This window comes from Pararoseomonas baculiformis (genome assembly GCF_017813395.1).
Taxonomy (GTDB): Bacteria; Pseudomonadota; Alphaproteobacteria; order Acetobacterales; family Acetobacteraceae; genus Roseomonas; species Roseomonas baculiformis.
On the sequence record NZ_JAGIZB010000049.1, the window covers coordinates 1 to 15234 of the forward strand.

9 protein-coding genes and 2 pseudogenes are annotated in these 15234 nt (G+C 66.5%); 4 read left to right on the forward strand and 7 right to left on the reverse strand.

What is annotated here, in order from left to right; all coding sequences use genetic code 11:
* Positions 1–388: transposase (locus tag J8J14_RS25830; RefSeq protein ID WP_209381933.1), on the reverse strand; the 388-nt coding region annotated here is incomplete at its 3' end.
* Positions 389–439: 51 nt separating this feature from the next.
* On the opposite strand from J8J14_RS25830, the gene J8J14_RS25835 reads away from it, so the two are divergent.
* Positions 440–703: a DUF6894 family protein gene (locus tag J8J14_RS25835; protein ID WP_408896585.1), complete on the forward strand. Its 264-nt coding sequence runs from the start codon at positions 440–442 to the stop codon at positions 701–703.
* 1497 nt (positions 704–2200) lie between these two features.
* Positions 2201–3241 carry a DUF808 domain-containing protein gene (locus tag J8J14_RS23250; protein WP_245216115.1) on the forward strand — a complete coding sequence of 347 codons (1041 nt, stop codon included), beginning with the start codon at positions 2201–2203 and terminating at the stop codon, positions 3239–3241.
* 221 nt (positions 3242–3462) lie between these two features.
* Here the strand turns inward: J8J14_RS23250 and J8J14_RS23255 are convergent.
* The 5 genes and pseudogenes from J8J14_RS23255 to J8J14_RS23275 all read right to left on the reverse strand — a co-directional run.
* Positions 3463–3888 (reverse strand): annotated as a pseudogene (locus J8J14_RS23255) (ATP-binding cassette domain-containing protein); the annotation flags it as partial.
* Positions 3889–4183: 295 nt separating this feature from the next.
* Positions 4184–7927 carry a hydantoinase B/oxoprolinase family protein gene (locus J8J14_RS25250; protein WP_245216116.1) on the reverse strand — a complete coding sequence of 1248 codons (3744 nt, stop codon included), beginning with the start codon at positions 7925–7927 and terminating at the stop codon, positions 4184–4186.
* Between the two features lie 24 nt (positions 7928–7951).
* Positions 7952–9316: a TRAP transporter large permease gene (locus tag J8J14_RS23265; RefSeq protein ID WP_209381936.1), complete on the reverse strand. Its 1365-nt coding sequence runs from the start codon at positions 9314–9316 to the stop codon at positions 7952–7954.
* Positions 9313–9933: a TRAP transporter small permease subunit gene (locus J8J14_RS23270; protein WP_209381937.1), complete on the reverse strand. Its 621-nt coding sequence runs from the start codon at positions 9931–9933 to the stop codon at positions 9313–9315. The genes J8J14_RS23265 and J8J14_RS23270 overlap by 4 nt, the downstream gene beginning before the upstream one ends.
* Positions 9930–10904, reverse strand: a complete 975-nt coding sequence (locus J8J14_RS23275; protein ID WP_209381938.1) for a TRAP transporter substrate-binding protein — start codon at positions 10902–10904, stop codon at positions 9930–9932. The genes J8J14_RS23270 and J8J14_RS23275 overlap by 4 nt, the downstream gene beginning before the upstream one ends.
* A gap of 779 nt (positions 10905–11683) precedes the next feature.
* Between J8J14_RS23275 and J8J14_RS23280 the strand changes: the two genes are divergently transcribed.
* Together J8J14_RS23280 and J8J14_RS23285 are read left to right on the forward strand one after the other, a co-directional pair.
* Complete coding sequence (locus tag J8J14_RS23280; protein WP_209381939.1) at positions 11684–12367, forward strand: haloacid dehalogenase type II; 684 nt, start codon at positions 11684–11686, stop codon at positions 12365–12367.
* The gene (locus J8J14_RS23285) at positions 12364–13167 is read left to right on the forward strand and encodes a hypothetical protein (RefSeq protein WP_209381940.1); all 804 of its coding nucleotides are present in this window, start codon (positions 12364–12366) and stop codon (positions 13165–13167) included. The genes J8J14_RS23280 and J8J14_RS23285 overlap by 4 nt, the downstream gene beginning before the upstream one ends.
* Before the next feature lie 412 nt (positions 13168–13579).
* On the opposite strand, the pseudogene J8J14_RS23290 reads toward J8J14_RS23285, so the two are convergent.
* Positions 13580–14811 (reverse strand): annotated as a pseudogene (locus J8J14_RS23290) (IS3 family transposase).
* Positions 14812–15234: the final 423 nt, after the last annotated feature.

Sequence of the window (15234 nt, forward strand, 5' to 3'; positions counted from 1 at the left end):
CGTCTTGAACAGCGACGCCATGCCCGGACACTGCGAACCCGGTTCCGCCGCGATCCACAAGCCTACCTGGCCCAACTGGAACAGACTGCCTGCCAGCCGACTTTGCCGGCCTAGTTTTTTTTGCCAGGTCCAGTTCCATCGTGAGCTGGCCGACCTTGCGTTCAAGCGCGGCGATCCTGGCCTCGTACTCCGCGATGACGGAGGCTTCGGCCTCCTCGTGGGTGAGTTCTCCCCGGTCGTACTGGGTCAGCCAGAGCTGAAGCAGGTTGGTCGACAGATTGTGGTGCCGGGCCGCATCACGGCGCCCAATGGCACCGCTGCGGATCTCGTGGCACAGCTGAAGCCTGAACTGCGGCGTGTGTCGCCGGTAGGGGCCTCGGGACGACATGACCTTCTCCTGATCGAAGGTCCAGCCAGCGTATCAGTTCCGCCTGCCCAAGTGGTCCAGCCCCAGGGGTTCACTCCAATCCCCGGGTCAGTTCTCAGTGGCAATCAACAGAATGGGGACCGAAGGCTAGGCGATGACGAAGGGTTAGAGTTGCCCAGCACCGCCGAGGCGCGGCGCGAGGGGCTACGCGCCCTCATCGACATGCCCCGTTTTCAGTTCCGCGACAGAGAAGCCGGTGCGCTCTCGATGGTAGTGCGGGACGAGGCAGGACAGGTCATCTCCGAGCATCACCTCACCCTTGAGACCCGCTCCTAGTGGCGAGGCCATCCGAACAAGCAGAGCTTCGCCTGAGGCGGGCAGGTGAACAGGGCGGACTGGAGCGGCGCGACAGCATCGACCAGCCAGGCGCCACTCCGCACAGGGAAATGAACCGGCCTCCTATGCGGTACATCGAAGCATCGCGCTGCCAAGATGGAATGAACCGTCAGGCCGGTAGGTCGAACGGGACATTTGCCGAGGCTCTTCCCGATGCCGCCCTGCACCCGATGCTATCCAATGAGAATGTAGGAGCGAACGGCCTGGAGCGCTTCCGCCGATGGCGGGGAGGACAGCCTTTCGCATTCCCAGGTCCAGGTACTGCTAGAAGCTTGGGCAGCGTTCGCCAGTGGAGCTGAGTGCGTGGAGCTGCTCAGTGAAGATTGGGAGTTTGCTCGTCTGTTCCCCGATGGCCGTGTGGAGGACACGGGCGGCTTCGGGCTCGCGAGCTAATCGCAATCTGCTGACGGCGTTGGTGGACCACCGCCAGCTGTGCCGCAGGGGTGTGTTGCGGTAGCGGGCGAAAGCGCCGTAGCCTCCCGCAGCAGGGACCGAACGGGGCGTGCAACCTAGCATTGCCGCCTGGTGCGTTGGGACCGACCCCAGCACTCCGGGCGGCTTGTTGCGTCTGAAGGTGGAAGTTGGCGTTTATCTGCGCTTCAGGGCTTAGCTGAACCCAGCCTCGCTCCGGATACGTCCTTCTCGCGCTCGCGGCGTAGGTGTTCGCGGTGCATTTCCTGACAGCCGTGCAGCATGGTAAGTAGGTTGTCGGCCAGGACCGCTTGCTTCGGGAACCTACTTCGGTCCATCCCCCGGACTACCCGCTCCTGGCGCGCGATGTGTTCCTCGCCCAGTCGGACGTTGCGCTCGGCAGCCTGAAATGGTGTCTCAACCTCGCTCATGGAGCAATGAACGCTCATAGAGCGCGTCCGGCTGCGGCTAGGCCCTCGTCTGCGCGCCGGGCACAGTCCCTCCGTACACGCTTTCGCGGGTCAATGACCTGACGGGACCGAGGTGGCACCGAACATCTCTATCGGCGACAGGGCAGGTGGAGAAGAGCATAGGCCCCCGAAACGACGTGATGGAACAGGCGTGTCAAGCATTTGAGGCGGGTAAGGCGGCCTACGAAGAGCGAGCGGCCGGTCTTCGCCGCTCTTTTGAGAGTATGGCTCGCATAAATCGTGCTGCTGATCTTGGGCGGGAACCTCGGCTCGTAGTGCGTCTACTTCGGCGCCTGGACGCCGCTGGTGTGCTCAGACATGAAGTCTGTTGGAGGCGAGTGCACTGCCAGAGTGGGTGCACAGCAGTGGTCGGAGTGCTGCACGTTTGTGTCTACTTCCAACCCGATGCAGTGCTAGCCCCCGGCCGGGGAGGCTAGCGCCGCTCCCAGCCCGGTCACGGCATGTTCGAAGCGCCCCCTCGGGGTCGCGGCGAGCTTGCGTATCGTTCACGATGGCCACGCACGCGCCACGAGGGGGGCTTCGCTTGAGCACAGGGTTGATCGCGCTGCTGGACGACATTGCCGGGCTGGCCAAGGTCGCGGCGGCCTCGCTGGACGACGTGGCGGCGCAGTCGGCCAAGGCCGGCGCCAAGGCAGCGGGCGTGGTGATCGACGATGCCGCGGTGACGCCGCGATACGTGGTGGGCTTCGCCGCGGCGCGCGAGGTGCCGATCGTGGCGAAGATCGCCTGGGGATCGCTCAAAAACAAATTGCTGTTCCTTCTCCCCGGCGCGCTGCTGCTGAGCCTGTTCGCGCCCTGGGCGATCACGCCGCTGCTGATGCTGGGGGGCGCCTATCTCTGCTACGAGGGTGCCGAGAAAGTGTGGCACGTGGTGGCGCCGCACGGGGCTGGCCAGCACGAGGCCAAGCTGCTGGCGCCGCCGGAAAACCCCCAAGCGCTGGAAGACGCCAAGGTGCGCGGCGCCATCGGCACCGACTTCATCTTGTCGGCCGAGATCATGGCGATCACGCTCGGCACCCTGCCCGGCCTGCCGCTGTGGGAACAGGCGGTGGTTCTGGCGATCGTAGGAATTGGCATTACGGTGGGCGTTTACGGCGTGGTGGCGCTGATCGTGAAGGCGGACGACGCGGGGCTGGCGATGGCGGCCGGCGAGCGCCCGATCTCGGCAGTCTTCCGCCGGCGGATCGGCCAACCTAGCGGCGCCGACCTCGCGGTGCGGCCGGTGACGCAGGCGATCGGGCGGGGGCTGGTGGTTGGGATGCCCTGGTTCCTCAAGTTGCTGGCGGTCGTGGGCACGGCGGCGATGGTGTGGGTGGGCGGCGGCATCATCGTGCACGGGCTGGCGAGCTACGGCCTGCCTGAGGTGGAGCACGCGATTCACGGCGCCGCCATCGCAGTGGCGGACGCGGTGCCGGCTATGGCGGGTGCCGTGGAATGGCTGGCGACGGCGGCGGGTTCGGGCGTGGTGGGACTGGCGGTCGGCGCTTTGCTGATCCCCGTGGTGCAGTTGATGGTGTCGCCGCTGATCGGCCTGTTGCGGCGGGAGTCGAAGGGACACGGAGGGGCGGGCACCTGATAGGGTATACCGACGCTGCCCGCACGGTCCGGTTAGGCTTGGGTAGAGCGCGATCAGGGTTGGACCTGCACCTCTCGCTGCACCCCGCGCCGGGCCGGGCGTCCAAGGCTTAACCCCGCACTCGATTCCAACCGAACGATGGACCTTGATGCGCCCCGGGGCTGCCCGCGTCCACGGGGTTGCGTCAGGTCTCGCGCCAGAACGGTCGCCGCGCGCCGGAGATGAAGAACGCGGCGGCGGTTGGCAGGTGCCTGCTCGTTGTGACGGGCGCGAGAACTGACAGATCCCTCGATCAGGGCATCGAGCTTGTCGGCTTGCTCGGGGTCCGCCAGCGCGGCTTCCAGCACGGCCAACTCGGCCGCAACGGAACTAACGTCGCCAGCGCCATCCATCACCTCCGCAATCGGGGTGCGACCGGAGATTTCCCCCACATCTTGGCTGAAGAAGCCGATGCTGACCCCGCGGTCCACCAGTACCTGACCCTCGTCCGGCTGCTCCCGCCCGGTGATCATGCGAAACAGGGTGGTCTTGCCCGCACCATTGGGGCCGACCAAGCCCGCCTTCTCGCCGCGCTGGAGCGCCGTTGAGGCTTCGATGAAGAGAAGCTGCTGGCCGTTCTGCTTGCTGATGGAATCGAGACGAAACATGAAATCTCTGTGCCTGGTACTGACGCGGCGCTCCGGCACCGGAAGGAGCCGTCCGTGAACACATCCAGCAGCCCGCCGTCAACCGCCGACCAAACGGCGGGCGGAGCACTTCCTCGAATTGCGCATCCAGCCAATTCTTCCGAGCATTGCCAAGCCTGGCAGCTGCGGGAGCACTGGAGTGGCACTCAGCAATGCTTCGTAGCCGAAATAGCAACGCCACGCCGCATGCATCTAAGCGGACCTCCCTCGCTCCCCATGCGACCCGTTAGATCGACTCGGATGAGGAGCTGCAACATCACGCTTCGACGAACTCGCGAGCAGTCTTCGGCGTGACGTAGCCGAGTTCGACGTCGCGTGCCGCCAGCCCGGGATCCCGTTCCTCCGGGCGACCGAAGCCGCCGCCGCCCGAGGTCTCCAGCCGTACCACATCGCCACGCTGCAGCAGCAAGCCATCCGTCTTGGGCCGGATCGGTGTCTCGATGCCGCTCCGGATCAGCAACAGCCTGCCCGGAGCAGCGGGCTCTCCGCCAGCGAGGCCGTAGGGCGCATGCTGGAAGCGGTCCATGTTCGTGGTGAGGATGCAGGTCTCGGAATCCACCCGCCACTCACGGAAGAGGCCCAGCCCACCACGCCGCCGCCCGGCTCCGCCCGACCCGGAGAGAAGGCCGTAGGCGGTGATCGTTAGCGGCATGCCGCTCTCCACCATCTCGACCGGGATGTTGCTGTTATTGTGCATGCCAGAGGCATATGCGTTCACTCCGTCCTTGCGTGGATGCGCGCCGGAGCCACCGATCTCGATCTCGACCAGCACCTCCCGCGAGCCGTCCGCTGCCACAGTCTGGAAAGTGCAGACGTAGGAGTTGCCGTAATAGGCGGCGGGGATGCGATCCGGCACGGCCCCGTGCAGCGCGCCATGCACCGCGTTGAGCAACCGATGGCTGACCGCGACGCGATGCGCCACGGGCGCAGGGTGCCGGGCGTTCACGCAAAGCCCTTCGGGCGCCACGATCCGCACGGGCCGGTAGCAGCCCGCATTGGCCGCCAGCGGCTCATCACTGGCCGACATCACCGCATAGAGCACGGCAGCAGCCGAGGAGGCTAGGGTCGCATTCACAGGTCCCTTGGCCTGAGGCGAGCAGCCGGAGAGATCAGCGGTGATGGAGTCTCCTGCGATCTCCAGCCGCACATGCAGGCGTAAAGGCTGATCGAGCACGACCCCATCGTCATCCAGGAAATCCTCGAACTCGTAGACCCCATCCGGCATGCGGGCGATGGCAGCGCGCATCGCCGCCTCACTGTTGTCGAGGATGCGATGGCCAGCCTCGATCATGCCTTCCGCGCCGTAGCGGCTGGCGAGGCGCCGGATGGCAGCGGCGCCCACCTCCAGGCTGGCGAGCTGCGAGGCGAGATCGCCGAGGACGAGGGCCGGCTTGCGCACGTTCTGGCGAATCATCGCCCAGACCCCGGCATTTGGCTTGCCACTTTCCACGATCTTCAGCGGCGGAATGCGCAGCCCTTCCTGGAAGATCTCGGTCGCCGTCGCGGCATAGGAGCCGGCAGCCAGTCCGCCCATGTCGATGTGGTGGCAGAGGGTACCAACGAAGGCGATGCGCCGTCCCTCGTGGAAGACTGGCTTGTAGGTGACGATGTCCGGCAGGTGCTGACCGCCGCAATAGGGATCGTTGGTGGCCACCACGTCGTCCGGGCCCCAGCTCTCCGCATCCACATGCTTGTCGAGCAGCTCGCGGAGAAGGTGACTCATGGAGTTGAGGTGGCCGGGTATGCGTGCGGATTGGGCTAGGTTGTTGCCCTCCGCGTCGAAAACGGCGGTGGAGTAATCCAGCAGCTCCCGCACGATGGTGGAGCGGCTGGTGCGCCAGACCGTCACATCCATCTCCGCCGCGGCGGCGGTGAGGGCGTTGCGGATCACCTCGATCTCCACAGGGCCGAGGGCGGAAGCCTTGGTGGCCGTAGCCTCCTCCGCCTCGCGCCGCGCGACGAGCGCGCCTGCAGGGCCGAGAGAGGCGGTCCAGCCGCGGCCGATCCAGTGGGTGGCGAAGCTCTCCTCCACGAGGGCTGGCCCTTCGATGCGGTCGCTAGGCGTCAGCGCCTCGCGGTCCCAGATGGGCACCTCGCGCCATTCGCCGCCCTCCCAACAGCGGCGGGTGCCCTTGCGGGCCGGACGGTCGGCTGAAGACGCCTCGGCGGCAGCCCGGCGGGGCAGCCGCCCGATGGCGGAGATGCGGAGGGTGACGATCTCCGCCGCCTCCGCCTCATCGGCATAGGAGAAGCGGCGGCGATGGGTGTCATGAAAGGCGGTCAGGAGTGTTGCCAGGGCCGCCTCGTCCGGTGCGGAGACGTCGCCCCAGGGGATCAACAGCTCGAAGGCCTGGCCGCGATAGCGCATATCGGCCGACACCTCGATGGCGCGGTCCCCTGGCGCGACGCCATCGGCCGAGAGGCGCGCCTCGGCCTCACTCCGAAGTTCCTCCAGCAGGATCGACAGCGCCGCCAGGCCTGCCGGCGCGGCGGGGGTCACGCGTGTGCGGGAGATGTCCTGCACAAGGTCGCCGAAGAGGATTCCATAGGCAGAGAGGGTGCCGGGCTCCCGGGGGAAGGCGACCTCGCGGATGCCCACCTCCTCGGCCACCGCCGTGGCGTGCAAGCCGCCGGCGCCACCGAAAGAGAGAAGCGTGAAGTCGCGGGGATCCAGCCCCTTCTCGAAGAGAGAGAAGCGCACGGCGGCGCCGAGCGCGCCGTCCGTGACGCGCAGGATGCCCTCCGCAGCCTCCTCCTCGCCCAGGCCCAGCGGGGTGGCGATGCGCTCGGCGATGGCGCCGCGCGTCGCCTCCATATCAAGGGCCATGGTACCGCCGAGGAAGTAGTCGGGATCCAGGCGGCCGAGGGCGAGGTTTGCGTCCGTCACGGTGGGCTCCGTGCCGCCGCGGCCATAGGCAACGGGGCCGGGCCGCGCACCGGCGGAGCGCGGGCCGACAGTCAGCCGGCCGCCCGAGCCCACGGAGGCGATGGAACCACCACCGGCACCGATGGTGCGCATCTCCACCATCGGAAGCCGAACGGGGAGGCGGTCCACCTCGCCCTGAGTGACGACGGAGACGCGGCCGCCAAGGACAACTGAAACGTCATAGGAGGTGCCGCCCATGTCCACGGCTACCAGGTCTGGCCGGTCCAGCAGCTGGGATAGGCGTTCAGCCGCCAGGGCGCCGCCACTGGGACCGGAAAGGAGCAGTCGGGCCGGTTGCTCCGCCGCGCGCCGCAACCCGCAGACGCCACCATTGGACTGGACGAGGAAAACGGTGGGAGCGAACCCGTCCTCGCCCAGGCGGCGCTCCAGCCGCTCGAGATACTCGCGCACCACCGGCACGAGCAGCGCGTTCAGCACGGTGGTGGAGCTTCGCTCGTATTCCCGGATCTCCGGGCTGATTTCGCTGGACAGAGAGAGAGCAACGCCCGGACGGGCGGCCATTATGAGGTCGCGCAGGCGTCGCTCATGCGCTGGGTTGGCATAGGCATGCAGGAGGCTGATCGCGACACAGTCCACCTCCAGTTCATCCAGCCGGGCGAGCAGGGCAGGGACGGTCGCCTCGTCGAGCGGCTGCTCGATGCTGCCGTCCGCGCGGATGCGCTCGGCTACACCAAGGCGGCGGTCGCGCGGCACCAGCACAGGAAAGGGATCGGGATCCAGCGCGTAAAGGTCACGCCGGTAATGGCGCGTGATCTCCAACACATCCTCGAAGCCGGCGGTGGTCAGCAGCGCCCCGCGCGCCAGCTGGCGCTCCAGCACGGCATTCGTTGCAATGGTCGTGCCATGCAGCAGTAGCCCGACATCCGCCAGGGCAAAGCCGAAGCGCATCGCTGCCTCTCGCACCCCGCGCAGGAGGCCCTCGGACGGGTCGAGCGGGGTGGTCGGAGTCTTCCAGGCCCGCACAGAGCCGTCACGCGCATCAAGGACCTGCAGATCGGTGAAGGTACCGCCGATGTCCACGGCTATGCGGACGGGCCTCGTTGAGTCGGACAAGGGTTGTTTCCTGTTCTCTGACCGTCAGTTCATCAAGGAGGGAAGCCACAGCGCAATGCCGGGCCAGACCAGCATCAGTGCGACCGCGAGGAGATAGGCGGCAAGGAAGGGCATCACGCCGGTGAACACATCGCCGATGGGACCGGGTGGCCGGCGCATGCCTTGCAACACATACATGACCGTGCCGTCAGGTGGGCTGATCTGAGCGATCTCCACCAGCATGGTCACCATGACGCCGAACCAGATCGGATCGTAGCCGAGCGCGACAACGATGGGAAAGACCACGGGAACCGTGGTGATGATCATGGAGAAGCCCTCCATGAAGGTACCCAGCGCGAAGTAGAGCATCAGGATTGCGGCCATGATGGCCCAGGGCGGCAGCGGGAGGCCGCCGATCATCTCCGCCATGGCCTGCGGTACGCCGATGCCGGTCAGGATATAATTCAGCAGATAGGCGCCGAAGAGGATGAGGCCGAGGAGGGCGGTGTTGCGGGCCGTCGCCTCGGCCGCGGCGTGCAGCATGCGCCAGCTCAGCTTCCCGTCCAGCGCCGCGAAACCAGCCGCGCCGACCACGCCCAGCGCCGCGGCCTCTGTGGGCGTGGCAAGGCCGCCATAGATGCTGCCCAGGACGAGCACGATCAGGGCCATAGTGGGGCCGAGATCCGCGAGGCCGCGCAGCTTCTCCCGCAGCGGGACGGGAGGAGCTTTCGCCATCGGATGCCAAAGGCCGTGGGCGAGGATCACGGCAACGAAGAGCCCCGTGACGAGGACGGAAGGGATAAGCGCCGCGATGTAAAGGGCGCCGACCGAGGTCTCCGTGATCAGCCCGTAGATGATGAAGGTGATGCCGGGCGGGATGAGGTTGCCGAGGGCCCCGCCGGCGGCCAGCGAGCCGAGCACCATCCGCTGGCTGTAGCGCGTGCCGGAGAACCAGGGCAGGGCGACCGAGCCCATCGTAGCGGCGGTGGCCACGGAGGAGCCGGAAATAGCGGAGAAGACTGCGCAGGCCGCGATATTCGTGTGCAGCAATCCGCCAGGCAGGCGCTCGAGCCAGAGGTTCAGCGCCTTGTAGAGGCGGTCCGACAGGCCGGCGCGGAGCAGGATTTCACCCATCAGCAGGAAGAGCGGCACCGCTACCAGGACGAAGTTGCTGGAGGGGGACCAGAGTGTCTGCCCCGCGAAAAGCCACCAGGGCCTGTCGGAAAAGGCGAGGCCGACGAGCATGCCCAGAAGGCCGAGCACAGCGGCGACATAGACGCCCGCGCCGAAGAAGACAAGGAAAACGCCGATCAGGGCCAGGATCTCGACGACGGGCACGGCTTGGCCGCCGCTGGCCGCCGCGAAGACCGCTGCCCCCAGTAGGAGCAGAAGAAAGAGAACGGCGATCATGGTGCGGTTCCTGCCCTCCGGGCCATGGCGATGGCCTCGAGGGCCTCCTCGGTCTCGTCCTGCAGCCCGCGCGGGCCGAGCAGCGCGTCAACCGCCGCCGGCCCCTGGAGGACGAGGCCGAGAACGGCTTCCAAGAGAAGAACCATGATCATCACGCAGAAGGCTGCGAGGCCGAAGACCCAGAGGCCCTGTGGCAGGGCGAGGGGGATGTGAAGCGCGCTGTTGTCGTGAGCGTCGAAGAGCAGGCTCTCATCCAGAAGCGTCCACCCTGCCCAGGCAGAGAAGACCGCGAAGGCGCCAAGCAGAGAGAGGGCGAGGATGTGCAGCACGGCGCGGGGACGGGCCGGCAGGCGGTTCACCAGCGCGTCGACCCGGATATGGGCGCGCCGCGCCAGGGCATGCGCCAGGCCCCAGGCGATGCCGCCGGCCAGCATGTAGCCCGTTATCTCGATCGTCGCGGCGGAAGATACGCCAAGGAAGCTGCGCCCCAGCACATCGGCTGTGATGAAGATGGCGCAGGCCACGTAGTTCCAGCCAGCAAGATATGCCATGATGGATGCGGCGCGGGCGGTCCCCGCCGAGAGGACGCGCGCAGCCCGCAGCAGGGGATGCGTCATCCGCCGAAGCGGACGCCGCTGATCGGGGCAATCACCTGGTTGTAGATCTCGCCGCATCGCGCGCCGCAGCGGCCGACCCAGTTGGGTAACACGGTACGCTGGAAGATGCCGCGCAGGCGCTCCGCCTCCTCCGGCGTGCTCTTCACTTCCGTCATCGGACGGGGGGCGAGCTGGTTGAGGCGGCAAGCCTCACGGTTTCCGATGTTGCAATCGATACCGTCGCGCGTCCCAACATCGCCGAGCTGCCAAAGCCTGTCGGACATCTCCTTGAAGGTTGCCTCCAAGTGAGCCCGCACGGCCGGATCCAGCCGGTTCCACCAGGCAAAGTTGACCATGTATCCGGCCACCGCCCAGGAGAGCGGCAGGTCAGAGATATGAGTCGAGACCTCGGGCCAGCGAGCAGCGGCACCGCTACCCGTGCCGGTCACCGCGCAGTCCACCACGCCGCGCTCCAGCGCCGAATAAACTTCAGGAAAGCCGATCGAGACGGGCTGGGCACCCAGCGCGCCGACGAGATCGACCAGGGAGGCGCCGAAGGTGCGGATCTTGCGCCCGCGCAGGTCGTCCAGGGAGCGAAAGGCTGACCGGCAGAAGAGCACCTGGGCGGGAAAGGGATACATGATGACAAGACGCACGCCGAACCGCTCGAGGTCCCGGTTCGCAATGGGCATCAGCTCCTCAGTGATCCGGCGGGCATCCTCGATCTTAGGCGCCATGCCGGACAGATCTACGCCGTCGAGGATTGGCACGTCACCCGAAAGGGTGGAGAGCGTGCCGGCGCCGATCTCGGCTTGGCCGGAGCGAACGAGGCGGACGATCTCCGCGCCGCTGAGATTGCGCTCGGCATGAGAGGCCAGGGTAACGTTCACCCGTCCATTGGTGCGGGCGCCCATCTCCCGAAGATAGGGCACGTCCACCATGGTGAACTGCGTATTAGTTGGTACAGGTTGCGTAATGGCGACGATGTTCACACGGGGCCCGGGCGGGACGCTTGGCGCCGCAGGTTGCGCATGGGCCGCTGTGATCATGAGGCCCGCGGCAAGGGCGATACCGGGCAGCTGGGCGAGCAATCGCAGCATCGTGGTCTCCAGGGCGGAACCATGGGAGCTTGAAGCGCCAGGAACAGGGGTCAAGAGATGTTTGCACTGGCCTAAGAGAAAAGCGGAAAAAGAAGAGGTCGGCTGCCTGGAAGGCGATCGTGCTGCGATCACCTTAGGCAATGCCTGCCCTGATTGAGTGCTGTGTTCCGGGCTTGGTGGAGGAAGGCGGCCCGATCGTTTACAGCGCTCGCCCCCCGGTTCCTGATGCCTCGGTCCATGCATGGATTGCCCCATGCACGCGAATCGTGGCGGCGGCATTGTCGGTCCCATCTCTTGGTGTTCCACAGACTCGCCTTGGTGAGTTGAGCCGCGCCCCGGAACTGGCTCTGAGCTTGGTACGAGAGCTGGCCGCTTGGAGGACGTGAGGATGGTTGGGGAGCGATCAGCACCAGAAAAGATCATTGGGCTGCTCGCGGAGGCCGAGCCGGGGCTGGAGCAGGGCCGGAGGGTAGGCGAGGTCTGCACGGGATTGGGTCCTGCAAGTACGATGACCAGCCCCTGCGGAGACGGCGCCTGCCGCACTGGGGGCGGGGAAGGGGAACGCATGGCCCTCAGGGACCCTCCCTCCGTACTTGCCGCGAGCTATAGACACTTCCAGCGGGGACAGGAATGATCCCGGGCGCGGCGCCCGCGTCTGGAGGAGCATGGCGATGAGCGAGCCTCTCACGGGCATCCGGGCCTGCGTCTTTGATGCCTATGGGACGCTGTTCGACTTCGCGAGCGCTGCGGCAGGGTGCGCGGACAGGTTGGGCTCACAGGCCGGGCCGCTCACCACGCTCTGGCGGGACAAGCAGTTGCAGTACGCCTGGCTTCGGAGCCTCCAGGACCACTATGTCGATTTCTGGCAGGTGACCGGTGACAGTCTGGACTTTGCGCTTGAGACGCTTGGCCTTGCCGACCCGGAATTACGGGAGCAGCTGATGGGCCTTTATCGCCGGCTGCAACCCTTCCCCGAGGTTCCGGAGGTGCTGCGTCAGTTGCGGGAGGCTGGCTTCGTTACCGCGATCCTTTCCAATGGCTCGCCGGACATGCTGGGCAGTGCCGTGCAGAGCGCAGGGATCGGCGCCCATCTTGATGCCGTGCTGTCGGTCGATGAGCTTGGCATCTACAAACCCCATCCGCGGGTCTACCAACTTGCCGTGGACCGTCTCGGCGTGCCGGCGGAGGCAATCGCCTTCCAGTCCTCCAACGGCTGGGATGCCCATGCGGCAGCCGCCTTCGGAATGCGCGTGGTCTGGTGCAACCGCTATGGGCAGCGGCGCGAGCGCCTTCCAGGCATCCCGGTGCGAGAGGTTCGAAGCCTGGCCGAACTCCCCGCTCTCCTGGCCAGATGATGAACCTGCCTGAAATCCGCGAGAGCGAGGCTCCGCCTGACGTCGCTGCTATTTACGCCGAGATCAGGGCCGTCTCTGGCCTCCCGCTGGTCAATCTGATCTGGCGCCATTTTGCCGCGTTGCCCGGGGTTTTGCCTTCCGTCTGGAGTTCCGTGCGGCCAATCGTCGGCTCGACAGAGATGGATGCCGCGCGCCGGAGGCTCGCGGCGGCGGTTCCTTCGCATGCCAAAAGCACCGCGGACTGGCGGCTCGCTGGCTGCGGCGAGGCAGATTTGGAGCGCATCAGGGCGATTGTCGGTGCTTATACCCGCGGAAACCTGACGAACCTCCTGGCGCTGACAGCCCTTCGGATACGTCTGGCGGAGCCGGATGCCCCTCAGGCCCCGCCGCTTCAACCGGCGCCCATTGCGGATGCATTGCCGGCGCTCGATGCGCTTCCAAGCCTTAACGAGCTGCCGCCACGAGTGGCTGACGAGGTGCGTGCCCTGGCGGCGCGGCACGGCGTTCCGGAGGGCGTGATCCCCAGCCTCTATCTGCACCTGGCGCATTGGCCTGGCGTTTTGCGTTTGCTGCCAGACTGGCTCAGCCCGCTCTTCACGCCGGGCACCCTGGAGGAGGCTCGCGGCACGGTGCGACGGCTGGCCGAGCATCATGCGGCCTCGATGCTGCCAGGCAGGTTGGTCCTGCCAGCAGGCACTGAGATCGCGGTGCGACGAGCGCTCGACGAGTTCACCGGTCGGGTCATCCCGGACCTGCTGCCAGTATGTCTTGCCTTGGGCCGCCTCTGCCGCGCCTCGTAGGTGGGCCGATAGCAAGCAGGACCACCGGAGCCTCAGAGGATGAGCAAACCCGGGCTTGGCTCGAGCAGCCAGCGCGCTGAGGCAGCTTGCAGACGACGATGCCCACAATAGCGAAACGGCGCAGATCGACGCCGCCAAAGCTAGGGCAGCGGTCGAGGATCGGCGGAGAGACGCGGACGCAGTGGACTTGGCCATCCGTGAGCTAGAGGACCGGGTTGTGGCTACCTAAAGCCCGGTGCGGGGCAGGAATTTTCCCAAGGTCGCACCCTGGATCGCTCGGTCGTGTAACATTTGTTATGTAACATACAAGCACACTCTGCGGCTTAACGTGTTGTATTCAAGCAATTTTTGTTGACATCAAGCAGTCGGCGCAGCTGTACCGCCCGCGGTTAGTGAGACACCTGAGTGGAGCCTATGCGGCGAGTGCCGCGGGTGAAAGCTGATCCTGCCGGACGGCGTCCGGTGTTCTGAAGCCGTGTCGCTGGATCAGCCACGTCGAGTTGTAAGTCTGGCGAAACTCCAGCAGCGCCTGGCGAAGTTGCTCGACGGTGTCGAAGGTCCGGACCCAGAGGAGGTTTTCCTTCAGGGTTCGGATGAAGCTTTCGGCGCAGCCATTCCCCTCGGGTGCCCGCACAAAGGCGGGCGAGCTCTCGATGCCGAAGAACTTCAGCTCGCCCTGGAAGGCGTCCGACATGTACTGGCTGCCGTGGTCATGACGGAGTGCGAGGCCCGCCGCGATGCCCTTGGCGAAGCCGCCGAAGTGCTGGCGCACGCCCTGCCTCAAGGGCTCGAGGGCCTCAAAGCGGGTGCCGCGCCGCGCAGCGTGGAGGCCGACGCACCCGGCGCTGTGGTGGTCGACGGCGACGAACACCGCCGCCTGACCTTCAGCGGTCCAGGTGGTGGTCATGTCGGTCGCCCACATGGTGTCCACCGTGTCAGAAATGATGGTGCCGTCGTGGTTGCGCGGGCCTCGAGGGCTGCCGACCCGGGACGGGGCGAGCAGGTCGTGCTCGCGCATGAGCCGCAGCACACGGCGCCTGGAGGTCCGGACACCCTTCATGCGCAGCCTCGCCCAAACCTTGCGATGGCCCTCGCCATGGAAGGGAGAGGCCGCGAGGACGGCCCGGATCGTCGCCAGAAGCGCCGCATCCGGCATCGGCCCGACCGGCCCAGGTCGCCTGGGCGGCTCCGTCCGGGGTGGCAGCCGATGGCGGTAGACCGTGGCCCGGGCTGCCCGCCAGATCCGGCAGACCCGGGCCAGGCCATAGGGTCTGCCGCTGCTGGGCGAGACGGCCAGGCTCATGGCCGTGACCTCCGCCGGACCAAAGGGCGGCCACCCTCGAGCGCAGCCACCTTGGCCTCCAGCAGCTCGCGCTCAAGCAGCATCTCGCCCAAACGCGCCTTGAGCCGCTCGCTCTCCAGCGCCTCGCCATCGGCAGGTCGCGTGGCCAGGCTCGCCTCACCAGCAGCCAGGAAGGCGTCACGCCAGCCGCTCAGGGTCGCCGCCGTCACGCCCAGCGCCCGCGAGACTGTCTCCAGGTCCTCGCCCCGAAGCAGCCGAAGCACCGCGTCCCGCTTGCGCTGCCGTGACATCCGGCCACCCCGCCCAGGAGCGGCCGCGTCCATCCTCTCTGTCATCATCATGCACCCCATCTGCGGATACCGTCCGCTTGCGGGGCGTCTCGTTCAACCGTGGGGCGGAGGACAGCACAATTCCTCTACGCGGCAGAACTCACTGAGGCTGTCCGTGACTACAACCAATTCGCGGCTTCGCGTGTGGCCCGCGATCATCAGGTCGTAGGGGCCGATAATCTGCCTGCCGTGTACCGTCACGCAGGATCGACACCTCTCTCAAGCCTTTCAGAAACGCCACACCTTTCGGCAGTCGTACAGCCTGGGTTCGGTTCCTCTGAAGGCGAGTGGTCCGGATCATACTAATCGCCGGGAGATACACTACGTATCCCAACGTTGCCGAGGTGGAAGGCTTCACGAAGGCCTAGACACAGGAATCGCGGTGAATCAGTGTCTTGGGATGATGTTTTCGTCTCGTTCCCTATCGTGATCCGC

Excerpts from the sequence above, each read along its gene's own strand:
- J8J14_RS23270 (WP_209381937.1), bottom strand. The coding sequence starts at position 9,933 with ATGACGCATCCCCTGCTGCGGGCTGCGCGCGTCCTCTCGGCGGGGACC.
- J8J14_RS23265 (WP_209381936.1), bottom strand. The coding sequence starts at position 9,316 with ATGATCGCCGTTCTCTTTCTTCTGCTCCTACTGGGGGCAGCGGTCTTC.
- J8J14_RS23280 (WP_209381939.1), top strand. The coding sequence starts at position 11,684 with ATGAGCGAGCCTCTCACGGGCATCCGGGCCTGCGTCTTTGATGCCTAT.
- J8J14_RS23285 (WP_209381940.1), top strand. The coding sequence starts at position 12,364 with ATGATGAACCTGCCTGAAATCCGCGAGAGCGAGGCTCCGCCTGACGTC.